We start from the raw sequence: 26,488 nt of genomic DNA, 5'->3' as shown, positions 1-26,488 counted from the left end.
CGATCGGGCGGGGACAGCGGGTAGACAACGTGATTCAACTGAAGGCCGGTCAGAATATCCCGCTGACCGGCGATGTAGTGCGGTTCATCGCGAAAGCTGGTGCAGCCCTCGATGTTTCGGCGCTGGTGGTGGCGGCGAACCTGCGGGCTTCCGGCGCCGAGGACTTCGTGTTCTACAACCAGCCCGTCGCGCCGGGGGTGACGCTGGCTCAGGACGGAGTGACCGTGCGTCTCGCCGACGTGCGAGCCGACGCGAATGCGGTGCTACTGGTCGTCAGCGTGGATCCGACTGTGCTCGCCCAGTCGGGCGGTCTCGGCGCGGTGAGTGCGAGCCTATTCGAAAAAGACGTGGCCACAGCAGAATTCGCGATCACCCCCGCTGCCGGGGAAACCGCGCTGATCTGTATGGAGGTGTATCGACGCGGCGCCGGGTGGAAGCTGCGTGCGGTCGGCCAGGGATACGCGGGCGGACTCACGGTGCTGTTGAACGCGCACGGCGTCGAGGTCGACGAGGCGCCGGATAACGCCGGTTCGGCAGCGGGTGTCGCACCGGGCGGTGGCTATAGCGCTGGAACCTACAGCGCGCCAGGGCATTCCAGCGGCCAAGGTCTCACGACCGGTCGGCCCGCCGACGCCGCCGATCCGCAACCACTCGAGGTCGCACACGGGCTCAACCGGTTGTGGATGATCTTCGAGGACGCCGCACGCTCCGCCGCCGCGCTCATCTCGGCCCGTGACTACGCCGCGCAGCGGCTGGACAACGAATTGTCCACGGCGGTATCGGATCCCGCCACCCGGAACACCCCGGACGCCGACGCGGCGCGTCAGGCCGCGCAACGCCGCAGCGACGAGCTCATCGTCACCGCCGAGGAAAGCCATCGGCGTGACAGCGGGCAGCTGATCAGTGAACTCGCCGAGGCGGATCGGCTGCTGCCGCCGTCGTTGGCATCCTGGGACTCACCGGCATGGGACGGGCCGCCGATACCGAGCGATGGCATTCGGCTGGGTGAGCTGTACGCTGCCGAGCGCGGCGAGCTGCGGGTGCCCTACTGCGTGCCGATACCACTGCATCGACCGCTGTGGATCGACACCGAATCCTCCAGTGCGGCAGCACCTGTCGTCGGTGCGCTGCTCGCCCGGCTACTCGCGGCCGACCCCGATCGGCGGGTGCTCGTCGATATGATCGACCTGACCGGAGCCTTCCGCGGACTCGTCGACCCGCTGGCCCCGGTGCTCAACGGTCCGCCGATCACCGATCACTCCGATATTTCGGCACGTCTGCAAGCCCTGGTCGATGCCGCCGAACTGGCCGAGATGGCCTACAACAGTGGAGTTTTCACGCCACCGGCCGAGCATCGCGTACTACTCGCCGCGGACTTTCCGCATGGATATCAGGCAGCCGACGCGGCCCGGATCGGATCACTGATGATCCGTGGCGACCTGATCGGGCTGTCCACCATGATCGTCGGCACCGACGAATCCGATTCCACCGACCCGGCGGTTGCGACACTGTCGCAATCCTGCAGGCACCTGCCGACTATTGAGAGCACCCCGCTGTTCGATCCGTGGACCGGCAGCCCGTGGCAGCTGGATCTTGATCTGCTACCGCAGGAACCGCAGCGGCAGGCACGATACCTGCGTACCAACCACTGATCCGGTTCAGTTGCGGGCCAGCGCAACCCGTGGCCGCAGCAGTTCGGGCAGCCAGGCCAGCAGCGGGTCGGGTGCTCGATCGACGATGCCGCCGACCGGGTCATCGACGAAGTCGCGGCGTACCAGGTCTTCCTCGGGCCGGTAGATCTGGCGAACGATCAAGGCGCACAGCGCGATCACGGCGAGATCGCGCAGGATGACCGTTCCGGTGAACCACTGTTCGGGCAGGCCCTTGTTGTCGAGGCCGAGATAGTAGAACATTCGCGGCACCCAGACCAGCGCGTCGATCGTCATCCAGGCCAAGAGGATTCGCCGGTGCGGCAGCGCCAGCGCGGCGAGCGGAACCAGCCACAGCGAATACTGCGGGCTCCACACCTTGTTCGTCAGCAGGAACGCCGCGACAACGAGGAAGCACAGCTGGGCGAGCCGGGGGCGGCGTGGAGCGGTGAGCGCGATGTAGCCGATCAGCAAGCACGCGCCGACGAACACGAGCAGCGATACCAGGTTGAGGATGGTCGGCTGCTGGGTGTGGTCGATATCGCCGTCGAAGCCGGGCCAGCCGGTGAACGAGGTGATCACGTTGTAGATCGAATCCGGGTCGGCATGCCGGGCGGTGTTGAGCCGGAAGAACTCTCGCCAGCCGCTCGGGTACAGCAGTGCGATCGGCAGGTTCACCGCCAGCCAGGTACCCAGCGCCGCGGCGACCGCGACGGCGGCGGCCCCGAGCGGGCGTGCCTCGAGCAACCCCAGGCGTTCGCGTACCCAGGTGCGCAGTTTCGGCCAGCTATTGATCTCGCGGGCTTGGACGCTGATGTGCGCGCTCAGGACCCGGTGCATCGGGTCGGTGCGCAGGCACAGCACCACAATCGGTCCGAGCAGCAACAATGGATACAGCTTCGCGGCACCGCCGAGACCCAGCAGTACCCCGGCGAGCATCGGTCGCCTGCGGGCCCACGCGAGCAGGCCGGTGGCCGCGAAAGCCGTTGCCAGCGCATCGAAATTGGTGAAAGCGTGCACGATCACCAGCGGGGAACACGCGATGATCGCCGCATCCCAGATCCGGCGCCCGGCCAGTTTCGCCGACGCCCACACCGTGATCAGCCACGCCATCGCCAAACCCACGGCGATGACATTGAAGTAGATCACCACCTGAAGCGCGCCCGGCAGCGGCAAGGTGTCCCAGGTTTTCGCGATCTCCATCGAGACGTACTGGTACAGGCCCGAAAGCACCGGATACTCCATGTACCTGGTCTCGGTGCCCTTGCCATCGGGTGACTGTTCTGTCCACGACTTCTTATAGGGGAACGCGCCCTCGTTCAATCGCTCGGCGCCGTACAGCGGCACGGTGTCCGAGTAGCACATCGCCACGTATTGGCGGCCGTTGTTCCAGTCCAGGGTGAGTGAGCCGTCGGCCGCGGTGGTCTGCTGGATGCACGGTGCCTTGCTGGTCCAGCCGAGGGCGAGGAATACCAGCGCGATGGCGAGTAGCACCCGCATCGGCGTCCAGAACCGCACCCGGCCGATCAGCGCGTGATCACCGACCGGTCCACCGATCGTGGTGCACAGCTGTGCGGTCAGAGAATCATTGCGGCTGGGCTTGTCCCGGCCGTCGGCCGATCGCAGATCCGGTGCGAGCGGGGCAGGGGCGGTGTAGTTGGTCCCACCGGCCTGCCCCCCGCCGGACTGCGGCGCATTCCCAATCGTCGCCTCGTCCACCAGTTGCTGATCGGTCACGAATAGTGACGTTACCGGGAGCGTGTGGGCTGGGCTCCGTTCGCTCCCTCACCTTGGTCAGTCGAGTTTCCGCCATTGGCGCGCGGCGATCCGGTGGCAGAGGGCGAGGAACCCTCGGTCGCCATCGGCTGCCCTGGCAGCGGCCCCGCGCCCGACTCCGGTTGTTGTTGTTGTTGCTGCTGCTGTCGCTGCTGCTGTGGCTGCGGCTGGATCCCGGGCACCGGGATCGTGATACCGGGCAGGATCTCCACTTGGCTCGGCACCACCTGCACCGGCGGCAGCAGTGGCGACTCGCTGGTCGAGGGTGCGGTGTAGGGCGCACTCCACTCCGGCACACCCGCCTGCCCCTTGATCGGGGCCGGTTTCGGGAAGGTCTCGTTGGTGGTGCCCTGCAGGGCACCGTCCATGGTGGCCTTCCAGATATCAGATGGCAGACCGGAGCCGTAGATCATGCCGCCGCTGTAGTTCCGCAGCGGCGAGTTGTCGATGGAGCCGACCCACACCGCGGTCGAGAGCGACGGGGTGTAGCCGACCATCCAGGCGTCCTTGTTCTCGCCGGTGTCGCCGAGCTGGGCAGTACCGGTCTTGGCCGCCGACTCACGGCCACCGGCCAGGTTGTGGTTGCGCGACCAGGCCGCGATCGGCTTCATCGCCGCGGTCGCGTTGTCGGCGACCGCCTCCGAGACACGCCGCTCGCCGGCCACCTGGCCGCGGTCGAGCAGCACCTGACCGTCCGCGGTCACGACCTTCTCCACGAAGTGGGGTGCGTGATACATACCCGACGCCGCGAGCGTCGCGTAGGCCGAGGCCATATCGAGCGCCCTGGCCTGGTACTGGCCGAGCACGATGCCGTTGTTCGGACCGGAGCCGTCCGGTTCTGTCAGCGACTTACCGACACCTGGAATTTCCTCCGGGATGCCGAGCTTGTGCGCCATGTCGGCGATCTTCTGCGGTCCGTTCTGCATATCCATCTGCATGCGGTAGAAGCTGGTGTTCAGTGACCGCTTCAGTGCCTCGGCGATGGTGCACGTGCCGCAGGACTCGCCCTCGACGTTGGTGATCTTGATGCCGTTGACGGTGATCGGCGAGCTGTCATACATCTGCGACAGCGGGATGCCGAGCTCGAGATTCTCTGCGAGACCGAACACCTTGAACGACGAACCCGGCTGCAGACCGGCATTCGCGAAGTCGTAGCCCTGCCCGTCGTTACCGCCGAAGTAGGCCCGGACCGCGCCGCTGCGTGGATCCACCGAGACCACCGAGGTGCGCAGTTGGTCGGGCTCACCGTCCATCGTCTTGTTGGCGGCCTCGACGGCTGCCTGCTGCGCCTGCGGGTCGATGGTTGTGGTGATCTGCAGTCCGGCGGTGTTCAACTGTTGCTCGCTGATGCCGGCGGCCGCCATCTCCTCGAGTACCTGATTCTTGATCAAGCCCTCCGGGCCGGTGTCGAGGCTCTTGTCGTTGGTCGACGCTACCGGAACCACCTGCGGGAACTGCTGGCTCTGGCGTTCTTCCGGTTTCAGATTGCCACCGGCGACCATGCCGTCGAGCACATAACTCCAGCGGGTCTTCGCGCCGTTCGGGTTCTTTTCCGGATCGAGGCCCGAGGGCTGCTGGATCGTCGCGGCCAGCACCGCGCCCTCAGCGATCGTCAGTTCCTGCACCGGCTTACCGAAATACGCCTTCGCGGCGGCGTCGATGCCGTAGGCGCCACGGCCGAAGTAGATGGTGTTCAGGTAGGCGGCGAGGATCTCATCCTTGCTCCACTGCCGCGCCATCTTCGCCGAGATGACCAACTCGTGCATCTTGCGCGTGAGTGAGTGTTCGTCACCGACCAGCGCGTTTTTCACATACTGCTGGGTGATCGTGGAGCCACCGCCCGCGCTTTCCTTACCGAGGACGTTGTCCCTCGCGGCACGCGCGAAACCCGAGATAGAGAAGCCGGGGTTGGTGTAGAAATCCCGGTCCTCCGCCGCGATCACCGCGTTGCGCACATGCGGCGGAATTTGATCGATGGTCACGTCGGTGCGGTTGCCTTCGGGCGGCACGACCTTGGTGAGCACCGAGGTGCCGTCGGCGGCGTAGATCGTCGCGACCTGTTTGGTCTCCAGATCGCCCGGCTTCGGCACCGAGACGGTCGAGTAGGCCACCAGGAAGACCGCACTCGGCACCACGATGGCCAGTGCCAGCAGGACATAGATGGTCCGGCGCACGATCCGCCACGGCGACTTCTTCTTCGCGCCCGGCCGCTTGCCAGGGCCATCGGACCCGCCGTCTCCACCACCACTGCCACCACCGCGGCGCGGTGGCGGACCGCTCGGCGGTCCGCCCGCGGATCGCGTCGCCCGGCGCTCACCGGTGGTGCCCGCGCCCTGACGGGACCGATCGGTGGCCGGACGGGGACCGGTCACGGGGCGCGAACCGGTCGCCGATGATCGACGGTTGCGTTCGGCGACCGCCTCGGTCAGCGAGCCGGGTCGTCTATCGGCTTCGCCTTCGCGCCGGATGCGCTGGGTCGGCTGGACGGGATTGGGTGCGCCACCGGGCTGGGGACGGCCCTGCGGCGGTCGCTGCTGGGGTGGTCCGGGACGACGCGGCGGCTGCGGGCCACGCGGGTCACCGGCACGCGGTCCACCCTGCGGCTGCGGTCGCGGTCCGCCCTGCGGCGGGCCGGGCCGGGGTCCGGGCGGGGGACCGGACGGACGTTGATTCGGATACGGAGGTTGTGAACTGCGCTGAGTGCGGCCGCCGTGCGGTTCGTCGCCGTAGGGGGAAGTCTCGTAGGGCGAATTCACTGACAAGATCTCCATAACTCGTAATGGTCTGCGTGGCTCGGTGCGGTCGTATGCACCGCGGCGGACCCGCGCGGGCACCGCATGTCACCCGACGGGCGGATGACCAGGATTATTATTCGGCTGCGGTACGTCGGTTGGCTCGGGAACCTGTGCGACGGCGCGGGGGCGCCGGAGCGGTTCCGAGCACATACGACTGCACCAGATGATTCCAGCTGCAGCTGCGGCATACCTCGACGACATGAACCGAGAACTCCTCCCGAGTCTCGGCGAGGCGTATCAATTCCTCCGGTGTGCGAGCCGAACCAGCCATCTGTCCAAGGCCGTCGCCGTAGACCCAGGATACGAGCGTGAGCTGTTCTTTCCGGCAGATAGGGCATGTGACCTCGCTCCCCCGACCGTGGAACTTCGCCGCGCGCAGTAGGTAGGGGTTGGCATCACATACCTCGGCGACATCGACACGGCCCGCATAGACGTCAGCCAGCAGCGACCGGCGCCGTAGCGCATAGTCGACCACTTGCCGCTGAATTCGCACGAGAACCAGAGTAGCGGTGATGCAAATGCGCCGCGCCGGGCCGGGACGGATTGACCGGCTGGTAACACTGGCTGAACAGCGACGTCGGCCTCGGAGGCTATTATTCGGCGGGTGTCCACAGCAGCATCAGGGCGCACGCGTGCGCGTGACCTCGACCGCGCTAATACCTGCAGCGTGCTGGATGCCGCCTATGCCGAGGGACAACTCGGCGCGGACGAGTATCACGATAGAACGGCGCAGGCCACAGCGGCGAAGACCCTCGGCGAGCTGGAGCGCGTTGTCGGCGATCTGCAAGTGCCAACGGCGGTACGCGATTTGGTGCCAGCGCCGCCTGCGCCGCCGCGTAACCCATTGCGCCGCGCCAAGACTGCCGATGGTTACTCCCATCACACTCGGGCGCGTGAGCGCGATCGGGTCACAACGATCGTGCTGCTGGATATCGCCCGTCGTGACGGCCAACTGACCGAAGACGAACACCAGGCCCTCACCGAACTCGCCGCGGAAGCCAAGACGCTTGGTGAGCTGGCCGAGTTGGTCGATGATCTGCAGCGGCCGCCGGATGCGTCGTCCCTGCCGCAACCGCCGCACTCGAATCGCCATCGTTGGTTTCGGATCGGCGTTGCCGCCGCCGCGGCGTGCGCTGCTGTTATCGCGTTCGGCGCGACCAGCCGAACCACGCAGCCCGAACCGCCGCCAACGCCGGCCGCCGCGCCCGCGCCGGTCGCACCGCCGGTGCCCGACCTCGAGCCCGTGCGACCGGTGGTCGTGGCGACACCGAATCTGCTTACCCGCGACGGACTTACGCTGTTCCTACAGCGCTACCAAGAGAAGTTCGGCGATCTGCAAGCCGACGAGCTGACGATTTTCGATGAGGACGCCAACATCACCCGAATGGTGCCCGGCCAGCCGAATCGCCAGGTCGACTACGAGTATCGAGGTGGATTCAAACAGCGCGGCACGATTACCACCCGCCGGGCCGATCGACCCGTCGTCGATCTGGCCACCCTGAATATCGCCGCCATTTCCGACGCGCGGGCCGGTGCGGTCGCGCTACTTCGAGTACCGGATGGGGCGGTCACGCATATGCGCCTCGAGGTGGACGATACCGGCACATACAGCCATTACGGCGTTGCCAGGAACGACTGGTTCGTCGAGATTTTCGCGAGCAACAAGTTCAACGAGGGGGGCCACGTAATGCTGACACCGTCGGGCGAGGTACTGCATGCCTGGCCGTTCGAAGGGTAACCGAGCAATGGCAGCAACCCGCTACAGCGGAATACGAGCCCGCGACACCGACCGTGCGGATGTTTGCGGACTACTCGACGCGGCGCTGGCGGATGGTCAGCTCACCGGTGACGAACACGCCTCCCGAACCGCGGCGGCTATGCGCGCCAAGACCTTCGGCGAGCTGGACGCGGTCTTCGGTGATCTACAGATTCCGGACGATCTGGTGGATGCCCCCGTAGTGCGTGTCGATCGTCGTCAACCGCGACGCTGGCTGGCGCCGTTGGCTGTCGTTGTCGCGGCGGCGGTGACCGGGGCCGCGGTCGGCGGGATAACCCGGGGAATCACGAATGCCGCGGCGCCGTCGGCCTCGAAGGCATCGTCGGGCCACGCCAAATCTTCCGAAAACGTCCCGGTGCTCACCACCGGCGCGGGTATGGCGTACTTCATCGCCGAATATCGTGCCCAATTCGGCGATACCACGGTCGATGCGGTCACCCTGTATCCCGATTCTGTGACGTTCTCTCGTGCGGTGACGGGCGACCCGACCGCGACCGCCCGCTATCACTACGACGGAGATTTCGACGATCCGACCATCAGCACGGGGCGGGAACAGACAGTGCGTTCCTTCGATCTCACCGCCTTGAATCTCCCCGCGCTCGCCGGGTTGCTGGCCGGTGCGCCGCAGTCGACGAAGGTATCCGACGGTGCGATAAGCCTGGTCGAAATCGAGTTCGAATCCGACTCCGCCGCCGACGCGGGCCCGACCGTCGAAATTTCTACCAAAAACCAAGCGGGCGCCTCAGGAATCCTCGTCACGACCTCCACCGGGGAACCCTTGCGGGTCTCTGTGCCTAGCTGAAACTCTCGCACCTGCGCAAATGCTGTGTCTATCGCGGTAGTCTGTCTATGGTTATATCGCTCCGATATAGTGAGAAGTCGCATCCAGCGGTTAGGTCTGTAAAACATGTCAGGAGGTGAAGCCCGATGCTCGAATTGGCAATCCTCGGGCTGCTCCTGGAATCGCCCATGCACGGGTACGAGCTACGCAAACGGCTGACGGGTTTGCTCGGGCCGTTTCGGGCCTTCTCCTACGGGTCGCTCTACCCGACGCTGCGCCGAATGCAGACCGACGGGTTGATCGCGGAGGAAAACGCCGCGGGCGTCACAATGCGCCGCGCGCGGCGGGTCTACCAACTGACACCGGAAGGGCGGGAGCGGTTCACCGAACTCCTCGCCGACACCGGACCGCAGAACTACACCGATGACGGCTTTGGCGTCCACCTGGCATTTTTCAGCCGCACCCCCGCGGAAGCGCGGATGCGGATTCTGGAAGGCAGGCGCAGGCAAGTCGAGGAGCGCCGAGAGGGACTACGGGAGGCGATCAAGAAGGCCAGCGGGTCGCTGGATCGCTACACCCGGCAGCTGCACCAACTCGGTCTGGAATCAAGCGAGCGCGAAGTGCGCTGGCTCAACGAATTGATTGCCGCGGAGCAATCGACGAATGCGGCACCACAGAAAGAGGGAAACATCGGCCATGACTGAAACGAACCAGGCTGACACAGTTCGCGTGGCCATCGTGGGCGTGGGCAACTGCGCTTCTTCCTTGGTCCAGGGCGTGCAGTACTACAAGGACGCCGACGAATCCGCGACCGTGCCCGGCCTCATGCACGTCCGATTCGGCAAGTACCACGTCCGCGATGTCAAATTCGTCGCCGCGTTCGACGTCGACGCGAAGAAGGTCGGCTTCGATCTGTCCGAGGCGATCTTCGCCAGCGAGAACAACACCATCAAGATCTCCGACGTACCGCCGAGCGATGTTGTCGTGCAGCGCGGTCCGACTCTCGACGGCATCGGCAAGTACTACGCCGAGACCATCGAACTGTCCGAGGCCGAGCCGGTCGACGTGGTCAAGGCGCTGAAGGACAACAAGGTCGACGTCCTGGTGTCCTACCTGCCGGTTGGCTCCGAGCAGGCCGACAAGTTCTACGCCCAGTGCGCCATCGACGCGGGCGTCGCGTTCGTCAACGCGCTGCCGGTGTTCATCGCCTCCGACCCGGAATGGGCCGCCAAGTTCACCGAAGCCGGCGTCCCGATCGTCGGCGACGACATCAAGAGTCAGGTCGGCGCGACCATCACCCACCGTGTGATGGCGAAGCTGTTCGAGGACCGCGGCGTGCAGCTCGACCGCACCATGCAGCTGAATGTCGGCGGCAATATGGACTTCAAGAACATGCTGGAGCGCGAGCGCCTCGAGTCGAAGAAGATCTCCAAGACTCAGGCCGTCACCAGCAACCTGAAGAAGGAACTCGGCGCGGGCGACGTGCACATCGGCCCGTCCGATCACGTCGGCTGGCTCGACGACCGCAAATGGGCCTACGTCCGGCTCGAAGGCCGCGCCTTCGGTGATGTGCCGCTGAACCTGGAATACAAGCTCGAGGTGTGGGACTCGCCCAACTCCGCGGGCATCATCATCGACGCCGTGCGCGCGGCCAAGATCGCCCTCGATCGTGGCGTCGGTGGACCGGTGCTTCCGGCTTCGGCCTACCTGATGAAGTCGCCGCCTAAGCAGCTGGCGGATGATGTTGCTCGTAATCAGTTGGAGGCGTTCATTATCGGGGGGGAGTAGTTGGTTGGTGGTGCGGTGGCCTCGCAGGGCTTGATTTTTGGCCGCTGGCGCGGCGTGTTCGCGGCCCCTATGGCTCGCGTCCGAGGGGCAAATGCTCGCGACTTCGTCGCAAAAGTCGCATTTGCCCCTCGGACGCGAGCCGGCCGCGAACTTTAGTGCTCGATCTCGCTTCGCTCGGAAGCTGTTGTCGTGGCGAGTGGGTGCGTATGGGGGGGCTCGTGCGGCACCGGCTAATTCTGTGCTCAGTTGGGTGCCTGTGCTTTGGTTAGCTGCGAGGGCTCGATCTTGCTGCGAAACTGTGTCGTGTGTTGTGGCATCTGCTGTATGAATCCTCGGCGCGCGCCGAGGAGGTGTTGATGAAGCTGTCAGGGCACACATCGGTGCGCAGCCTCGCCAGATATGTGCGTGTGTCCGACGAAGGGCTGCGACGCTCCCAGCTCTACCACTGCCTGCGAGCCGGCCAGTCCTACGACCCGCTCAAAGCATTCGGCCGACCCCTCGCTCAGCCGCCCGAACCCGCTGCGGCTTGACTCTTCAGCGAAATCGGACGGGTCTATCGGTAATCAGTCATCGATGACAGCGTCTTCCAGACTGAGGTCGTAGTCGTCGAGTTCGGGGTCGTAGGAGTCAGGTGCCGGTAGATCGCTGGCGATGGCGCCGGACTGTCGGGCGGCTGCGGCGTAGGCGATCCGGTCGTCCTCCGATCCGGCCAGCGCGTGCCACGGCGCGATCAGCCGGTCCAGGTGCGCGGTGAGCGTGGCGTCGGGGGCGCGTTCACCGAGGGCGATGACCGCCATGGCGTCTCGACCGATCGTTTGGGCTGCCGCAAATGCGTGCGGGTCCGCGGGGCGACCCTGGTCAGGGGAGCTCAGGCAGGTCTGGAAATAGAGGGTGGCCAGTTCGATGGTGTCTCGCCATTGCCGATACCGCCCCTGCTGCTGTGTATGGTCGCGTACGGCCGCCCAGGCGTGATTGCGTTGCTCGGTATCCACCGGTATGAGCATCGCGGCACGGGAAAACCACGTCTCGAACGGGATCGAGTTGATCTCGGTGTTCAGGTCGAGCACCTGTTCCCAGCCGGTGCCGAACTGATCGAGTAAGTGGGCGTCGGTGATCTCGAGCCGCGCAAGATAATCGACGTGAGCCTCCTCAGCACCAGGGGCGAACGCGTTCGGCAGCACCGACCCGCGCCCCGAGCACCACGAGAACACATCCTCGACGATGTACGCATCCCCTGGGACCTCTGCTGTCCTGGCGAGCGCGCCACCGAAGGTGAGTTGAGTGCCGGTGGCCACCGCCGGCCCCCAGGCGAGCCCGTTCACTCGGAGCAGCTCCGCCGCGCTGCGAGCCAGCTCGGTCAATCGCTGTGCCGGAGAACCAGCAGTCGGATCCAATGACATGGATGCATGCTAACCGAAGTCCAACAAGATGCTCGGCCAGCTCTTGCCACTGCCCGCAAACCCGCCAAACCTTCGATCTACCAGGGCCTTCGGACAATTCGCCGCCACACCGACGGAACGCTCCGCCGCTTGACAGTTAGCGGAATCGGAGGTCCGTCGGGGTCAGTCCAGCGAGACGTAGACCTCGACGGAGGTCGGGCCGGTGTAGCGCTCGATTTCGGCTGTGTGGGAGCGAGTGATGGTGCCCGCGCTCTCGGCCTTGCGGACCTGGGCCCATGCGGTGCGCAGCAGATCGTAGGGCTTATCGGAGACAACGAATTTCGCGTAGCGACCGTTCGGGACGCGGGTCACCACGTCGCCCGCGTCCATGTCGTCCATCGAGCCGACCTCGTAGCCGAGCACCGCGACGGCGTGATCGTTCTGGCCGATGTACGCGGCGACACGCGGCGCCGACTTCTCCCGCGCGAGGTAGCGGTCCCAGGTGAAATTCACCAGGTCCAGGTCGCGTGCGGCCACCTCGCGCCCGACTAGCGGCACGGTTAGCCCGGCGACGAGGCTCTCGTCCAATGTGACTATCTCGAAGTCCACAGCCTGTTCCTACTCGTCGACCTGATCGGTTGCCAGTGCCACGAAGACTTCGACGGTGCGCGCGTCCGGATAGTGCTCCGAATCCCCCGTGTAGGCGCGCACGAATCGTCCGGCGGCCTCCGCGTCCCACACGGCGCGCCAAATGCTGACGATGGTGTCACCGAGGTTGTCGCCGCTCGCGGTGAAACGGGCGAACCGGCCCGCGGGCACCCGCGCCAGCACATCACCCGGCAGCAGGTCGGCGAGGGCGCGGCAGCGGTAGCCGACGATATGGGTGAGATAAGAGTTGATTTCGGGTGCGTGGTCGACATACGCGGTCGTCGGCGGCCCGGGCAGCGAGCGAGCCAGATTGCGCTTCCACGCTTCTTCGACCCTGGTGCGGCGCGGTCCTTCGACCGCGAGCGCTGGGCTGCGAAGTACTGTTCCCGCCACCAGCGTCTCGGGACGGTCAACGACATTGAAATCCACCGGCGTAGCCCCTATGTCTTAGTTTGTCTTCAATTCGCGGCGCTCCCGGGCGTAGGCGTGGCCTGGCAGGCTGATGTCCACCGGCCTGTCGCTCTTGCCGCGTCGTCGTTGTTCGAGCACTTATCCTTCCGCATTGATCTCGCGGCCGGTGTTGCCACCCTCGCTTTTGGCTCTCTGTGTAGAAACGATGCTGCCATGTCATCGGTTCCTTGGGTGGTAGTGGTCGCACATCTGCCTCTATCCGGGCACCGGGATGCTCAATCCGGGAAATATCTCGATCTGAGTCGGCGGCGGCGGTGGTGCTGGTGGTGCCGGTGGCTCGGGCGCGGGCGGAGCGGGCGGTGGAGCCGGAGCCGGAGCCGGAGCAGTTGTGGCGGGCGCAGGCGGGATCACGATGACCGGTGCTTGTGGCGGTGGCGGGCTCTTCGGCGGGTTCAGGATGTCGTAGGGCCCACCGGAGGGTTTGCCGACCTCGGGTGCCGTCGGCGTCCCGGCGAACTGTTCGACCGGCGACCCCTCCAGCGCGCCGTCCATCGTCTGCTTCCAGATATCGGCGGGCAGCCCCGAACCGTAGATGTCGCCGCCGCGCGCGGTATGGATCGGCTGCGGCTGTTCGGTGCCGATCCATACCGCGGTCGACAGCGACGGGGTGAAGCCGATCGTCCAGGCATCCTTGTTCTGCTGCGTTTCGCCGAGTTGGGTGGTGCCGGTCTTGGCGGCCGACGGGCGGCCCTCGGACAGGTTGTGGCCGTTGGAGTACCCGGCGATGGGCGTCATCGCCTGGGTGGTCTTGTCGGCGATCGCGGCGGGGATACGATGCTGCCCCGGCGGCAGCTGTTTGCCGACCCGCTCCTCGGGCGCGCCGCGATCCAGCAGCACCCGCCCGTCGCCGGTCACCACTCGCTGCACGAAATACGGCTGGTGATAGACGCCGGAATTGGCGATCGTCGCGTAGGCCGACGCCATATCGATGGGCCGAACCTGATATTGCCCCAACACGATTCCGTTGTACGGCGGTGCGCCGTCCTCGGTGAGGGTGATGCCCGCGACGCCGGGGATGTGCTCCGGGATGCCGGCCTGATGGGCCGCGTCGGCGATCGCCTGCGGACCATCGAACATCGAGGTCGTCAGCCGGTAGAAGCTGGTGTTGAGTGAGCGCTTCAGTGCCTCGGCGATGCTGCAGTTGCCGCACGACTCACCGTCGACATTGGTAATGGTGGTTCCGCGATCGACCACCGGGGAACTGTCGAACGTGCGCGAGAGCGGAATGTTCTGCTGCAGTGCGGCGATCACCGCGAAGACCTTGAACGCCGACCCGGTCTGCAACGGCGCCTGCGCGAAGTCGAAACCGAGGCCGTCGTTGCCGCCGTAGTAGGCGCGCACCGCACCGGAACGCGGGTCGATCGAGACCACCGCGCTGCGCAGCTGCGGCGGCTGCGGATCGAGCCGGTCGTGGACCGCGCTGACGGCGGACTGCTGGGCACGCGCGTCGATGGTGCTGGTGATCTGTAGCGCGCCGCTATTGAGTTCCTGTTCACTGATCCCGGAATCGCGCAGTTCCCGAACCACCTGTGCCCGGATCAGCCCCTCGGGGCCGCGGGCGACGTTTTCGTCGGGCAGCGCGGTGAGCGGGATGATCGAAGGAAAGGCCGTCGCGTCGCGATCGCCCGGCGCCAGCACCCCCATCTCGACCATGCCGTTGAGCACGTACTTCCAACGATCCTTCAGCTCGGTGAGGTGGGTTTCCGGGGCCAGGATCGACGGGCTGCGGACCACCGCGGCGAGTACCGCGCCCTCGGCCAGGCTCAGGCTCGGCACCGGCTTGTCGAAATACGCCTTCGCGGCCGCCTCGATGCCGTAGGTGCCCCGGCCGTAGTAAATGGTGTTCAGGTAGGCGGCGAGAATGTCGTCCTTACTCCACTGCCGTGCCATCTTCGCGGCGATAACCAGCTCGCGCATTTTCCTGGTCGGGGTGCGCTCGGAGCCGAGGAACGCGTTTTTCACGTACTGCTGGGTGATGGTGGAACCGCCACCCGCGTCGTCGCGCCCGAGCAGGTTGTCGCGGGCCGCTCGTAGGAAACCGCTGGTCGAGTAGCCGGGGTTGGTGTAGAAATTGCGATCTTCGGCCGAGAGAACCGCGTTGCGTACCTGCTGCGGCACGTCACTGAGGGGTACCGGAATCCGATTGCCCTCGGGCGGAATGACCTTGGCGACAACGGTGGTGCCATCCGAGGCGAGGATGGTGGCGATCTGATTGGTCTGCATCGAGTCCGGATCGGGAATCTCGGCACTCCAGTAGGCGAGGACGAACAACACCGAGGGCACCACGACGAAGATGATGAACAGCGCGAGCACCAGGCGACGGAATCGCTGGCCGCGACTGCGTCGCGGCCGAGCGTTGGGGTCGGCTACCTGCGCTGCGCGGTTCTTGGCCCGCAACACTCGCGCGGCGCGGCGCGAATTCGTGAACCGGGTGGTGCGCTTGCTCGCCGAGGTGGTTACCCGCTCGTTCCATCCGGCGACAGAGGCATAGGGGGCGGAGGCTTTGCGCTGCCTATCGCGCCGAGGGCCACCGCGTTTTCGCCACCTGCCGAACGAGCTCACGATCATCTCCTCCCGGAGCGTCGGTCAAACTCACCTGCATTGCCAACGATCGGAAACCGGGTCTTTCGACGAACTCGACTCTAACGCGTCGAATCGGCCCGCGTTCGTATCACCGGGTTAAGGCGGAAAACCGTCGTGCGGGGAGCTCTCGGCCGGGTTCAGCTCTTGACGCCGCCCGCCGTAAGACCGGAGATGATGCGGCGCTGGAACAGCAGCACCATGATCACCAGCGGAATGGTCACTATCGTGCCCGCGGCCATAATGGCGGCGTATGGCTGCACTAGCGGATTGTTGCCGGAGAAGCGCGCGATCGCGACGGTCACCGGTTCGGTCTTGCCGCTGGAAAGCAAACGCGCCAATAGGTATTCGTTGACCGCGGCGATGAACGCGAGAATGGCGGTGGTGAATACCGCTGGCGCGGCCAGCGGCAGCATTACCAGCCGGAACGCCTGCAGCTTGGTCGCGCCGTCGATGCGCGCGGCCTCCTCGAGCTCCCATGGCAGTTCGGCGAAGAACGAGGCGAGGATATAGACGGTCATCGGCAGCACGAACGAAATGTTCGGGATGATCATCGCCTGGTATTGGCCGATCCAGCCGAGATTGGTGAACAGCTGGAACAGCGGCGTGACCAGCACGACCACCGGGAACATCGATGCGCTCAGTATCAGCCCCGACACCAGGTACTTGCCCTTGAAGGTGAGTCGGGCCAGCGCGTAGGCGGCGAGCACGCCGACCACGAGTGCGACCACAGTGGTGGCCGTGCCGATGATGACACTGTTGATCAGCGCCTTACCGAAGTCGTTGCCGCGGCTGGTGTCGAAGGCGTTGCGGAAGTTCTCCAGCGTGACGTGCGTCGGCCACGGGGTGTTGTCGAAGGTGTAGTCCGCGTCGCGGAACGCGGTGACCGCCATCCAATAGAACGGGGCCAACCCCCACACCAGCACGATGAACGCACCGAGGTAGAGCCGGACCGAGCCGAGTCGTTTTGTCCACGGAATGTTTTGCGCGGCAGACTTTTCGGTAGTCACGGTCGCCATCAGTGCGCCTCCCGCTGCTGTTCCTGGGTCCGGACCGCGTTGGCGCCCAAGACCTTTACCAACAGGAACGCGACCGCGAAGATCAACAGGAAGGTGATCGTCGACAGCGCGGCGGCGCTATTGGGGCCCTGGCGAACCTGGTCGACCACCAGAATCGAGATGGTGCGGGTCGCCGGATTGTTGTTGGTCATGATCGCGGGCAGGTCGTACATGCGCAACGCGTCCATGGTGCGGAACAGCACCGCGACCAGCAGTGCCGGCTTCAGCAGCGGCAGTGTGATGTTGGTGAATCGCTGCCACGCCGACGCGCCGTCGACCCGCGCGGCCTCGTACACATCCGATGGGATCACCTGTAGTCCGGCCAGCAGCAGCAACGCCATGAACGGCGTGGTCTTCCATACGTCGGCGGCGATCACCGCGAATCGCGCGGGCCACTCGTCGGAGGTCCACAGAATGCCCGTGCCGAGCACCCGGTTGACCACCCCGTCGTACTGGAACATGAACTCCCACAGCCGCGCGGTCACGGCGGTCGGAATCGCCCACGGAATCAGCACCGCGGCACGTAGCAGGGCCCGGCCACGGAACGTCTTGCCCATCACCATCGCCATGCCGAGGCCGAAGGTGACCTCGAGGGTCACCGTGACAACGGTGAGGAACAGCGTGACACCGATCGCGAGCCAGAATTGTGAACCGAGGTTGCCAGTCGGGCAGGAAACCATCTCGCCGGTTGGCATCTGGCATTGTTGCGCCAGCCAGTGCGTGTAGTTGGAGATGCCCGCACTGCCGCCCTCCACGAACATTCCGGTCGCCGGATCGAGCCCGGAGTCCTTCTGAAATGACATCCAGACTGCGCGGAATACCGGATAGCCGATGATCACCGCCAGGGTGATCAGTACCGGCGTGACGAAAAGCCATGCCCTACCGGAACGTCGTATTTCCCTTGCCACCGTCGAACCAAAGCCGTGCTTGTTCGGCGTGGCGGATTGCTCCGCCTGATCGCCATCGTTCGACACGAGTGTGGCCGTTCCCGAAGGATCCGACACCGTTTCTCTCTCCTACGGGCTCGTCGGGTCCGCTGCAACCAGAGCTACGATCCGGCCGTCTCGATGCCCTTTTGCATACCGGTGATCGCGTCGTCGACGGACTTGTTTCCGTTCAACGCAGCATAAGCGTTGTCCTGGATGGCCTTCGACACCGCCGGGTAGAACGGGGTCACCGGGCGGGGCACCGCGCTGGAGATCGAATCCTTGAGTGCGGGCAGGTACGGCATCTTCGCGATGAGCGCCGGGTCGTCATACATCGACGCGCGCACCGACGGCAGCGCGCCTGCGGCGACGATGTGCTGAGCATCTTCGCTGATCAGGAAGCGCAGGAAGTCGAGCGAGGTGGCCTTGTTCTTGGAGAACGCGCTAATTGCCGCGTTGTAGCCGCCGAGCGTCGAGGCGCCGACACCGTTCTCGCCGGGCAGTGGCGCGACCGCGAATTTGTCCTTCACCACGGAAGCTTCGGAGCCGGCGTCACCATAGGTCGAGGGCCAGCCGCGCAGGAACATCAGCTTGCCCTGGGTGAAGGCGGCGCCGCTCTCGGGTTCCTTGAAGGTGATCGCTTCCTTGGGGATATCGCCGTTCTTGTAGGCGCTCACCAGCTGCTCGAGCCCGGCGCGGGACTGTGGGCTGTTGACCGTCGGGGTTTTGCCGTCGGCGCCGACGAAGGTGCCGCCGAAGGCGTTGATCACCTCGGCGGTGTTCACCGTCAGACCCTCGTAGGGCGCGAGCTGACCCGCGTAGCAGCCGATGTTGTTCTGCTTGGCGGTCGCGCACTGGGCGAGCATCTCGGTCCAGGTCTTCGGCGCGTTGGGCACCAGGTCCTTGCGGTAGAACAGCAAACCGCCGTTGGTGTTGCGGGGCGCGGCGTAGAGCACGTTGTTGTAGGTGGCGCTGGCTACCGGCGGCGAGAGCAGGGTCGAGGTGTCGATGGAGAAGTTGTCCTTGAGCGGCTGGATCCAGCCCTTGGCGGCGAACTCGGCGGTCCATGGCACGTCCATAGCGAACACGTCGTAGTCCGACTGCTTGGAGCGCATGTGCTCGACCAGGTCGTCGTACTGCTGGGAGGCGTCGTTCGACTGCTCCTTGAATGTCACTTGCTCGTCGGGGTGCGAGGCGTTCCAGCGTTCGATCAGCTGCTTGACCGCGCCGGTCTCGGTGGTGTCTTTGCCCTCGACATAGGTGATCGGGCCACGACCGCTGAGGTTCTGGGAGGTCGGACTGCCACCGCTGTCGCTCGAGCACGAGGCAGTGAATGTTGCCGTCAGCAGCGCCACCGAAGCGGCGGCCAACGCCGCTCGCGGCATGAGCGACGAACGTCGGGACGACACCTTTTTCAAAGCCATTGCGGACACTCCATGGTCGAGACGTGAGCAGCAGCACACCAAAACTAATGCACAACGCAAGATACATGGTGTTCACGAGCGACGCCTGATTGTGCCGGTAATCCGATCGCTAGGCTGACGGGGATGACTTCGCCGAATGCGGTTCCCGACCGGATGCTGACGCGGATCGGCGGGCTACTGCGCCAGGCCGAATCCACCGATAACGAGCACGAGGCCGAGGCGTTCCTCGCCGCGGCTCAGCGGTTGGCGACTCGATCATCCATCGACCTGACGGTTGCTCGTGCGCACGTCGCCGGGCGTGAACGCAGGCCGGCGCCGGTGCAGCGGATGATTCCGATCGGCGCGCCGGGCAAGAAGGGATTGCGCACCTACGTGCAATTGTTCGTCGCGATCGCGGCGGCGAATGATGTGCGCTGCGATGTTGCGCGAACCTCCACTCAGGTCTACGCCTACGGTTTCGATTCCGATATCGATACGTGTGAGGCGTTGTACAGCAGCCTGCTCGTGCAGATGGTGCGTGCCTCGGATCAGTACATCAAATCCGGGCAGTATCGCTCGGCTACGGTGGCGAAGGTGGTCACCGAGAAACGGTGGGGCAGGCAGGTACAGCGTCGGGTGCAGGCGGCGGTCGCCCCGGTGACGGCACGGCTGAATTTTCAGATGGCCTTCGCGGCCCGCATCGGACGCAGGCTGGCCGAGGTGAAAGCGGAGGTCGAGGCCGAGGTGGTTCCCGAATCCGCGGCCGCGGGCACCGGGCTTGCGCTGCGCGACAAGGAAATAGAACTCACCGATTTCTACTCGAAGACCTCCGAGGCGCGCGGAACCTGGCGCGGCCCGCAGGCATCGGCCGGGCATTCGGCGGCGGCGCGGCGGGCGGGTGACCGGGCTGGGCGGGCCGCCAGGCTGGGTACCTCGCCGGAACTCGGCGCCGCGCGCGGGCAATTGACGGGCGGGGACGGCGTGTCGTGAGTCCGCGAGACACGCAGCGCGCCAAGGTCTATGACGCCGAACAGCTGGTGCGCGGCGTATTCGACCGGGCCGACGAGCACGGCAACCGTACGGTGGAACTCTACGGTTCGCACCTCACCCTCCCGATCGAGCGCCGCTTCGCCTCGGTCGGCTCGGTGCAGACCTATGCCGAGAAGGTGCTCGGGCTCAATTGGGTTCGCGAACAATGGGATCGAGCGTTAGCGCCGGTGCGTGTCCGCTCTCGGGCCGGGGCGAGTGCGGCACACTACGAGGCCGCTGACGCGGTCCTCGCGGTACCGCTGCACACCGGTGGGTCCGCGTGGGCGTTACGCGAACTCGTTGTGCTGCACGAACTTACCCATCATCTGGAATCGGACCCGGAATCGGTCGCGCCACACGGGCCGGAATTCTGCCTGCGCTATGTCGAACTGGTCGACGGCGTGATCGGCCCGGAAGCGGCGCTGCTATTGCGGACAACGATGGCCGGTTGCGGAGTGCGGTTGGGCTGATAATCGCGTCGGCGAGCGTGTTCGTCCGGCAACCGAGGCTGCGGCAAGGCGCTCACCGACCGCGATATCAGCCCGCCCGCCCCACCGACAGGCGCGTGCCCTGCTCGACGCCGCCATCGCGTGCCCGTGGATTGCGCGGCTGGGCCGCGAAAATCGCTTGTCAGAGCATGCTCGGGGAGTCGGCCAACTTGCGCACTCGGTCGAAACGCTGTTGCCACCACCGCACCCGGTCGGTGTCGCTTTGCCGGTATCGCTCTAGTAGTGCGAGGTCCGGATTGGGCGGAGTGCGAGGTACCGGGAGGTAGCCGTCGACGGGGCGAAGGGATTCGGTGACGACGTCACCTTCGAACAGCGAGATGGTGCCGAGCCCGCAGGCGAATTCGAGTTCCGGCAGGGCGCCCGCCAGCGCGAGCTGGGCCGCCAAGCCGACGCTGGTCTCCAATGCGGAGGACACCACATTCGGCAACCCGGCCTGTTCGGCGACCCGCAGTGCGCGCCGAACACCGCCCAGCGGAGTGCATTTGAGCACCGCGATATCGGCGGCACCGGCGACCGCGACTCGCAGCGGGTCCTCGGCGCGCCGAATGGACTCGTCGGCGGCAATGCGAACCTCGACCGCGCGGCGGACCTCGGCGAGTTCCTCGATGGTGCGACACGGTTGCTCGACGTACTGCAAACCGCCTGCCGCGCTGTCGATCTGATTGATGTGGGCGATCGCGGTCGGCACATCCCAGACGGCGTTGGCGTCGATGCGAACGGCCCCGTCGGGGCCGAGCGCGTCCCGCACCGCCGCAACGCGGGCCAGGTCCTCGGGCAGCGAATCGGGGTGGTCGGCGACCTTGACCTTCGCCGTGCGGCAGCCGGACGCCGCGACGATCCGGTGCGCGCGCGCCGGATCGACGGCGGGCACCGTGCAATTGATCGGAATCCGGTGGCGCACCGGCTCCGGCCACCCAGAGCTCACCTGTTCGATCGCGGTCGCCAGCCATCCCGCCGCCTCCCGATCGTCGTACTCGGGGAACGGACAGAACTCACCCCACCCGAGCGGCCCACGCAACAGCATCCCCTCGCGCACCGTGATGCCACGAAAGCGGGTTCGCATCGGTATGGCGTAGACGATGGTCTCGGTGATGGCGTCGCTGTCGGCGGTGGTCACCATCGCCACCCTACGGACGGCAGCCTCATGCAGTGGGGTGACGCCTACCTGCAAACGGGGCCCGCGCCGCTGCTGCTGGTCGATGAGGCGGCCGGATCACCGGTGCGGGTCCGCGTGACCAGCGATGCGGGAACTGAGGTCGTACTGGAAGAGCTCGGCATCCGGCTCAATCCGGAATACGTGCCGACACTGCGATCCTCGAAAGCCGCAAAATCTGGCTGAGCGGCTTGCCATTCGAGCACAGCGCGAAGGGCGGCATTCACTCGCGGGTTCTCGGCACCGCCTGCCCAGTACGCGGGCGCCAAGCGCGCTCCCGGCGACCTCCTCGAATCTTGTTCAGCTAACGAAGTGGTCGCGATTTACAGCCCAGTTTCATAGACACGCCGATTATCATCTCGATTCGCCGATAACCGATACCCGTTAGCAGTACTGTCAGCATCCGATTGTTGATCCATAGGCATCCCCAAATCGCAGGAAGGATCGAATTCGTGAGGAGCCGGATACGCAGTTTGGCCGCAATCTTGACGGGATCTTTCATTCTAGTCGGAGGCGGAGCGATATCCGCGCCACACGCATCGGCACAACCACCCGTGGAGGCCGCCGCCGATGATTTCTACATGCCTCCGGCGCCGCTACCGCAGGGAGCGCCGGGTATGGTCATGCGCGCCGAACCGTCGGGGCTGGTGCTGTCAGGCCCCGGCCAGCCCGGCATCGTCCCGGCGATGTCGACGCGGATGATGTACCTGAGCAGTGATACGCACGGCGCACCGACCGCGGTGGTGGGGACGTATCTGCAGCCGACCTTGCCGTGGACTGGCCCGGGCGAACGTCCGCTGGTCGCGTACGGGGTCGGCACGCAGGGGCAAGGTGACCAGTGCGCGCCCTCGAAGCTGCTACCGCAGCCGGTCCAATACCAGCCTCCGCTCGACGTAATAGCCGAATACGACGTGATGGCGCTCTATTCGCTGCTGTCGCGCGGTATGGCGGTAGTTGTGACCGATTATCACGGCCTGGGCACGCCCGAAGTTCACGACTACCTCAACCGCAAAGCACAGGCCTACGCGGTATTGGACTCCGCCCGTGCCGCGCTACAGTTGCCAGGTACCGGCCTCGGCTCCGGGTCGCCGGTCATGCTCTACGGGTACTCCCAGGGGGGCATGGCCTCGGCCGGAGCGGCTGAACTGCAACCGAGCTACGCCCCCGATCTGAACGTTCGCGGCGCCTACATCGGCGGGCCCGTGGTGGACCCCGAGTACTTCATCGGGTACAACGACGGCCAAGCCAGCATCGGACCGGCCGTCGCCTTCATTCTCAACGGTATTGCCGCCGACTATCCCGACACCCGCCCGGTGCTCGACGCTGAACTCAACGACGCAGGCAAGGCGCTCCTGAACGACGGCCTAGGCAAATGCGCCATTGCGGTCTCAGTGTCCAACCAACAGCGGCAAACATCCCAATTGACCACCAGCGGACAACCTCTCACCACCGTGATCAGTCAGAACCCGGTTTTGAAACAAGCATTCGACGAACAGCGTGTCGGCGCCGGCACCCCGGCGGTGCCGGTACTCATCTCCTCGGCCAGGAACGATGAGGGAGCGCCATTTCCGCCCATCCGCGATATGGCCGCCGGTTGGTGCGGTAGCGGCGTGCCGGTTCAGCTGGAGGCGAATGCGGAGATTCCCACCATCGCCGGAGTTGTGGGCACCCACGACCTGGCATTTTTTCCGTCATTGGCAGCCTCGCAGGCATGGATGACCGATCGGCTCGCAGACCAGCCCGCTCCGACCAACTGCGCCATGCTGCCTTAGTCGTGGACGCATAGCTAATTCTGATGCCGTCTATCCAGTCGGATAGACGGCGTCGGGTTCTTTCTCGGTGCGGCCCGTTATTCCAAAACGCCGACTAGGACAGCAGCGGGCACTCTTCCGGTCAGGCAGTGGTTTTGACGGTTCGCTGGCTTGTGTCGGAAAAACCGCTACGCTGAATAGCTATCGGACAAGCGAAACCGAATACCGCGGCCACACTCTCAATCCGGTGTTTTTCTTCTGGATAGCGAGACGTCTATGGCGATCTTCGAACATTCGCAAGCTCGCGACCCCAAACGTTACCTCTGGGTGCTGGGGTTGATCGCACCAGCTTGCGCGCTACTTCCCTCTCAATTAGTGGTTCATACTGGACTGGAGGTGTTTTGGTGGATCGGTCCGATCATCGTGTTCGTGGCGATCCCGCTGTTGGATTGGGCGGTGGGAGATGACGGGAGCAACCCGCGTGACGCGGATTATGAAGCGTTGTCCAATGACCGCTACTACCGGTGGTGCACCTACCTTTTCCTGCCGATGCAATTCATTGGTTTGCTTATCGCGGGCTACCTGTGGTCCAGAACTGAACTGAGCTTGGTCGATAAGCTGGGCCTTGCCGTGACGCTTGGGGTTGTGTCGGGCATCGGGATCAACGCCGCCCACGAACTCGGCCATCGAGCCGAGCACCTGGAGCGTTGGCTGGCGAAGATCGCACTGGCGCAGTCCGGGTATGGGCACTTTTTCGTCGAGCACAACCGCGGCCATCATGTGCGCGTCGCGACGCCCGAGGACCCCGCCAGCGCACGATTCGGCGAATCACTGTGGGAGTTCCTGCCGCGCAGCATACTCGGCGGCCTCTCCTCGGCACTCGCTTTGGAGCGCGAACGCCTGTCCCGCAGAGGGAAACGTTGGTTCAGTCGGGACAACCATCTGTTACAAGCCTGGTCGATGAGCATCGCGTTGTTCGGCACGATGATCCTGATCTTCGGCCCCCTCGTGATCCCGTTCCTGGCGCTGCAAGCGCTGATCGGCGTGGGGTTGCTGGAGACGGTGAACTACGTCGAGCATTATGGGCTGCTTCGTCCGCGGCGTGCCAACGGCCTTTACGTACGATGCGCACCGCGCGACAGCTGGAACAGCGACCGCCTGGTCACGAACGTGTTCCTGTTCCATCTGCAACGTCACAGCGACCACCACGCGAATCCGGGCCGCCGCTACCAGACTTTGCGCAGCTTGGAGCAGGCGCCGCAGCTTCCACTCGGCTACGCCAGCATGATCATCCTTGCCGTAGTGCCTCCGCTCTGGCGTGCGGTGATGGATCGCCGGGTCCTGGCCCACTACGGCGGCGACCTCATGCTCGTTAACACCAAACCGCCGCCCAAGCGTCGCCACTTCATCCGAGGTGCGACCGGATAGTCCCACTGACCGTGCGTTGAAGGCTGGTTTCGGTTACGTAACGGGCAGAACAGAATACATACATTTGGCTGCGTCGTGACTCATATCGATTGCTTGCGATAGGTGGTGGTGGACGTGTCATTGGCGAAATGCTCCGGCATCGAATAGTTCGGGTTGCAAGCTGTTGCCGTGCAATGGAATAGAACGTATTCACATTGCCTAGCCCGACTTGATGCCGCGAGCCTTGGACCTCGCCGCGCAGATCATGGCCAGACCGCGCACCACCCGACGGCTGACCCACGGCATCATCAGTCGGGCATGGCAACGCCGCCTCGTAACAGAATTGCGCGATTCCTATGGCCTGGTCGGCGTTCGTGACTCCAAGAATCCCACCGGTCCTGCCTTGGTTTTCAACCCGGGTGGGTGGACCGCTTTCACCGCCGGTGTTTGTGAGCGGCGTGCTCGACCGACCCTGGCCCGCACAGCCAAAAGCCCCGCCCTCGTTGATGATTCGAAGGCGGGGCTTGTGTGCTCAGTTCAGGCGGCGGCCGTCTTCGACGGAGAAGAAGTAGGTGCTTTCGGCGGCGGTGGACAGTTGGACTCGGTCGCCCTTGGCCGGTGGGTTGCGCCAATCTGCGCGCGCGACAATGGTTTCGGCGCCTTTGTCTGCGGCGCGGCCGTAGATATAGGCGTCGGAGCCGAGTTCCTCGACGACGTCGACCTCCAGTTCGATGCCCGCGCCGTCGCCGCCGAGTTCGAAGTGTTCGGGGCGGATGCCGACAACGACGGAACCTTCGGCCGCGCCGGCGACCGAGCGTGGCACCGGCAGCGGGTGGCCGTTGAGCGATACCGCGCCGTCGGCTACGGGCAGGGTGAACAGGTTCATGGCGGGGGAGCCCATGAAGCCGGCTACGAATACGTTCGCCGGGTCGCGGTAGAGGTCGCGCGGTGTCGCGCATTGTTGCAGCAGACCATCTTTCAGTACCGCGACGCGGTCGCCCATGGTCATGGCCTCGACCTGGTCGTGGGTGACATACACCGTGGTGGTGCCGAGCCGGCGTTGCAACTGGGCGATCTGGGTGCGGGTCTGCACGCGCAGTTTGGCGTCCAGGTTCGACAGCGGCTCGTCCATGAGGAACACCTGCGGCTGGCGGACGATGGCGCGGCCCATGGCGACGCGCTGGCGTTGACCGCCCGACAGCGCCTTCGGCTTGCGGTCCAAGTAGGGCTCCAGGTCGAGCAGCTTCGCCGCCTCCAGCACCCGCTTTTCCTTCTCCGCCTTGGCGACCTTGGCGAGTTTGAGCGCGAAGCCCATATTCTCGGCGACGGTCATATGCGGGTACAAAGCGTAGTTCTGGAACACCATCGCGATATCGCGTTCCTTGGGCTCCGCGTGCGTAACGTCGTTGGCGCCGATCAGGATTCGACCGCCATTGACCTCTTCGAGCCCAGCGAGCATGCGCAGCGAGGTCGACTTCCCGCAGCCGGACGGGCCGACCAGAACAAGGAATTCACCATCGGCGATCTCCAGATCGAGCTGGTCGACAGCGGGTGTGGTGCTACCGGGGTAGAGCCTGGTAGCGCTATCGAAAGTCACCGTAGCCACGG

23 protein-coding genes and 1 pseudogene are annotated in these 26,488 nt (G+C 65.2%); 12 read left to right on the top strand and 12 right to left on the bottom strand.

What is annotated here, in order from left to right:
- The first annotated feature begins 29 nt into the window (after nucleotides 1–29).
- Nucleotides 30–1,652 carry a TerD family protein gene (locus LKE06_RS06180; RefSeq protein ID WP_227997658.1) on the top strand — a complete coding sequence of 541 codons (1,623 nt, stop codon included), beginning with the start codon at nucleotides 30–32 and terminating at the stop codon, nucleotides 1,650–1,652.
- 6 nt (nucleotides 1,653–1,658) lie between these two features.
- Here LKE06_RS06180 and LKE06_RS06175 read toward each other — a convergent pair whose 3' ends face one another.
- From LKE06_RS06175 to LKE06_RS06165, 3 genes are all read right to left on the bottom strand, one after another.
- Nucleotides 1,659–3,368, bottom strand: coding sequence for a glycosyltransferase family 87 protein (locus tag LKE06_RS06175; protein WP_372477347.1), 1,710 nt, complete (start codon nucleotides 3,366–3,368; stop codon nucleotides 1,659–1,661).
- Nucleotides 3,369–3,397: 29 nt separating this feature from the next.
- On the bottom strand, nucleotides 3,398–5,602 hold the full coding sequence (locus tag LKE06_RS06170; protein ID WP_227999298.1) for a transglycosylase domain-containing protein: 2,205 nt from the start codon (nucleotides 5,600–5,602) through the stop codon (nucleotides 3,398–3,400).
- Nucleotides 5,603–6,293: 691 nt separating this feature from the next.
- Entirely contained in the window at nucleotides 6,294–6,713 is a 420-nt protein-coding gene (locus LKE06_RS06165; protein ID WP_227997657.1) for a DUF5318 domain-containing protein, read from the bottom strand.
- 111 nt (nucleotides 6,714–6,824) lie between these two features.
- Between LKE06_RS06165 and LKE06_RS06155 the strand changes: the two genes are divergently transcribed.
- The 5 genes from LKE06_RS06155 (at nucleotide 6,825) to LKE06_RS06135 (ending at nucleotide 11,096) form a co-directional block, all read left to right on the top strand.
- A complete protein-coding gene (locus LKE06_RS06155) occupies nucleotides 6,825–7,958 on the top strand; it encodes a DUF1707 SHOCT-like domain-containing protein (protein ID WP_372477287.1) in 1,134 nt (377 codons plus the stop codon).
- Between the two features lie 7 nt (nucleotides 7,959–7,965).
- Nucleotides 7,966–8,799 (top strand): DUF1707 SHOCT-like domain-containing protein, encoded by an 834-nt coding sequence (locus LKE06_RS06150; RefSeq protein WP_227997656.1) that lies wholly within the window; start codon nucleotides 7,966–7,968, stop codon nucleotides 8,797–8,799.
- Nucleotides 8,800–8,924: 125 nt separating this feature from the next.
- On the top strand, nucleotides 8,925–9,482 hold the full coding sequence (locus LKE06_RS06145; RefSeq protein WP_227997655.1) for a PadR family transcriptional regulator: 558 nt from the start codon (nucleotides 8,925–8,927) through the stop codon (nucleotides 9,480–9,482).
- Entirely contained in the window at nucleotides 9,475–10,566 is a 1,092-nt protein-coding gene (locus LKE06_RS06140; RefSeq protein ID WP_227997654.1) for an inositol-3-phosphate synthase, read from the top strand. The genes LKE06_RS06145 and LKE06_RS06140 overlap by 8 nt, the downstream gene beginning before the upstream one ends.
- Nucleotides 10,567–10,871: 305 nt before the next feature.
- Complete coding sequence (locus tag LKE06_RS06135; RefSeq protein ID WP_227997653.1) at nucleotides 10,872–11,096, top strand: hypothetical protein; 225 nt, start codon at nucleotides 10,872–10,874, stop codon at nucleotides 11,094–11,096.
- Nucleotides 11,097–11,129: 33 nt separating this feature from the next.
- Here the strand turns inward: LKE06_RS06135 and LKE06_RS06130 are convergent, their stop codons facing one another.
- From LKE06_RS06130 to LKE06_RS06100, 7 genes are all read right to left on the bottom strand, one after another.
- On the bottom strand, nucleotides 11,130–11,966 hold the full coding sequence (locus LKE06_RS06130) for a hypothetical protein (protein ID WP_227997652.1): 837 nt from the start codon (nucleotides 11,964–11,966) through the stop codon (nucleotides 11,130–11,132).
- A 162-nt stretch (nucleotides 11,967–12,128) separates the two neighbouring features.
- Nucleotides 12,129–12,554 carry a GyrI-like domain-containing protein gene (locus LKE06_RS06125; RefSeq protein WP_227997651.1) on the bottom strand — a complete coding sequence of 142 codons (426 nt, stop codon included), beginning with the start codon at nucleotides 12,552–12,554 and terminating at the stop codon, nucleotides 12,129–12,131.
- Between the two features lie 9 nt (nucleotides 12,555–12,563).
- The gene (locus LKE06_RS06120; RefSeq protein WP_227997650.1) at nucleotides 12,564–13,022 is read right to left on the bottom strand and encodes a GyrI-like domain-containing protein; all 459 of its coding nucleotides are present in this window, start codon (nucleotides 13,020–13,022) and stop codon (nucleotides 12,564–12,566) included.
- A 237-nt stretch (nucleotides 13,023–13,259) separates the two neighbouring features.
- Complete coding sequence (locus LKE06_RS06115; protein WP_227997649.1) at nucleotides 13,260–15,632, bottom strand: transglycosylase domain-containing protein; 2,373 nt, start codon at nucleotides 15,630–15,632, stop codon at nucleotides 13,260–13,262.
- Between the two features lie 152 nt (nucleotides 15,633–15,784).
- Complete coding sequence (locus tag LKE06_RS06110) at nucleotides 15,785–16,663, bottom strand: carbohydrate ABC transporter permease (protein WP_227997648.1); 879 nt, start codon at nucleotides 16,661–16,663, stop codon at nucleotides 15,785–15,787.
- Entirely contained in the window at nucleotides 16,663–17,706 is a 1,044-nt protein-coding gene (locus LKE06_RS06105) for a carbohydrate ABC transporter permease (protein WP_372477286.1), read from the bottom strand. Before LKE06_RS06105 ends, LKE06_RS06110 begins: the two co-directional genes overlap by 1 nt.
- Nucleotides 17,707–17,750: 44 nt before the next feature.
- A complete protein-coding gene (locus tag LKE06_RS06100; RefSeq protein WP_227997647.1) occupies nucleotides 17,751–19,052 on the bottom strand; it encodes an ABC transporter substrate-binding protein in 1,302 nt (433 codons plus the stop codon).
- 123 nt (nucleotides 19,053–19,175) lie between these two features.
- Between LKE06_RS06100 and LKE06_RS06095 the strand changes: the two genes are divergently transcribed.
- Nucleotides 19,176–20,021, top strand: a complete 846-nt coding sequence (locus LKE06_RS06095; RefSeq protein WP_227997646.1) for a DUF2786 domain-containing protein — start codon at nucleotides 19,176–19,178, stop codon at nucleotides 20,019–20,021.
- The gene (locus LKE06_RS06090) at nucleotides 20,018–20,530 is read left to right on the top strand and encodes a TIGR04338 family metallohydrolase (RefSeq protein ID WP_227997645.1); all 513 of its coding nucleotides are present in this window, start codon (nucleotides 20,018–20,020) and stop codon (nucleotides 20,528–20,530) included. Before LKE06_RS06095 ends, LKE06_RS06090 begins: the two co-directional genes overlap by 4 nt.
- Nucleotides 20,531–20,690: 160 nt before the next feature.
- Here LKE06_RS06090 and LKE06_RS06085 read toward each other — a convergent pair whose 3' ends face one another.
- Nucleotides 20,691–21,689, bottom strand: coding sequence for an o-succinylbenzoate synthase (locus LKE06_RS06085; RefSeq protein WP_227999295.1), 999 nt, complete (start codon nucleotides 21,687–21,689; stop codon nucleotides 20,691–20,693).
- A gap of 24 nt (nucleotides 21,690–21,713) precedes the next feature.
- On the opposite strand from LKE06_RS06085, the gene LKE06_RS06080 reads away from it, so the two are divergent.
- From LKE06_RS06080 to LKE06_RS33075, 4 genes and pseudogenes are all read left to right on the top strand, one after another.
- The gene (locus tag LKE06_RS06080; protein ID WP_227997644.1) at nucleotides 21,714–21,908 is read left to right on the top strand and encodes a hypothetical protein; all 195 of its coding nucleotides are present in this window, start codon (nucleotides 21,714–21,716) and stop codon (nucleotides 21,906–21,908) included.
- 395 nt (nucleotides 21,909–22,303) lie between these two features.
- Nucleotides 22,304–23,494 carry a lipase family protein gene (locus tag LKE06_RS06075; RefSeq protein WP_227997643.1) on the top strand — a complete coding sequence of 397 codons (1,191 nt, stop codon included), beginning with the start codon at nucleotides 22,304–22,306 and terminating at the stop codon, nucleotides 23,492–23,494.
- Between the two features lie 255 nt (nucleotides 23,495–23,749).
- Nucleotides 23,750–24,901 carry an alkane 1-monooxygenase gene (locus LKE06_RS06070; RefSeq protein ID WP_227997642.1) on the top strand — a complete coding sequence of 384 codons (1,152 nt, stop codon included), beginning with the start codon at nucleotides 23,750–23,752 and terminating at the stop codon, nucleotides 24,899–24,901.
- 211 nt (nucleotides 24,902–25,112) lie between these two features.
- Nucleotides 25,113–25,286, top strand: a pseudogene (locus tag LKE06_RS33075) (DUF397 domain-containing protein); the annotation flags it as partial.
- Between the two features lie 126 nt (nucleotides 25,287–25,412).
- On the opposite strand, the gene LKE06_RS06060 reads toward LKE06_RS33075, so the two are convergent.
- Nucleotides 25,413–26,486, bottom strand: a complete 1,074-nt coding sequence (locus tag LKE06_RS06060) for an ABC transporter ATP-binding protein (RefSeq protein WP_227997641.1) — start codon at nucleotides 26,484–26,486, stop codon at nucleotides 25,413–25,415.
- Between the last annotated feature and the right edge of the window lie 2 nt (nucleotides 26,487–26,488).

Source organism: Nocardia australiensis (assembly GCF_020733705.1).
GTDB lineage: Bacteria > Actinomycetota > Actinomycetes > Mycobacteriales > Mycobacteriaceae > Nocardia > Nocardia australiensis.
This window is presented reverse-complemented; position numbering and strand designations above follow the sequence as displayed.

Bases quoted from the DNA above. Each gene is read 5' to 3' on its own strand.
- LKE06_RS06150 (WP_227997656.1), top strand. From the start codon at position 7,966: ATGGCAGCAACCCGCTACAGCGGAATACGAGCCCGCGACACCGACCGT.
- LKE06_RS06145 (WP_227997655.1), top strand. From the start codon at position 8,925: ATGCTCGAATTGGCAATCCTCGGGCTGCTCCTGGAATCGCCCATGCAC.
- LKE06_RS06140 (WP_227997654.1), top strand. From the start codon at position 9,475: ATGACTGAAACGAACCAGGCTGACACAGTTCGCGTGGCCATCGTGGGC.
- LKE06_RS06130 (WP_227997652.1), bottom strand. From the start codon at position 11,966: ATGTCATTGGATCCGACTGCTGGTTCTCCGGCACAGCGATTGACCGAG.
- LKE06_RS06115 (WP_227997649.1), bottom strand. From the start codon at position 15,632: ATGATCGTGAGCTCGTTCGGCAGGTGGCGAAAACGCGGTGGCCCTCGG.
- LKE06_RS06110 (WP_227997648.1), bottom strand. From the start codon at position 16,663: ATGGCGACCGTGACTACCGAAAAGTCTGCCGCGCAAAACATTCCGTGG.
- LKE06_RS06100 (WP_227997647.1), bottom strand. From the start codon at position 19,052: ATGGCTTTGAAAAAGGTGTCGTCCCGACGTTCGTCGCTCATGCCGCGA.
- LKE06_RS06095 (WP_227997646.1), top strand. From the start codon at position 19,176: ATGACTTCGCCGAATGCGGTTCCCGACCGGATGCTGACGCGGATCGGC.
- LKE06_RS06085 (WP_227999295.1), bottom strand. From the start codon at position 21,689: ATGGTGACCACCGCCGACAGCGACGCCATCACCGAGACCATCGTCTAC.
- LKE06_RS06080 (WP_227997644.1), top strand. From the start codon at position 21,714: ATGCAGTGGGGTGACGCCTACCTGCAAACGGGGCCCGCGCCGCTGCTG.
- LKE06_RS06075 (WP_227997643.1), top strand. From the start codon at position 22,304: ATGCCTCCGGCGCCGCTACCGCAGGGAGCGCCGGGTATGGTCATGCGC.
- LKE06_RS06070 (WP_227997642.1), top strand. From the start codon at position 23,750: ATGGCGATCTTCGAACATTCGCAAGCTCGCGACCCCAAACGTTACCTC.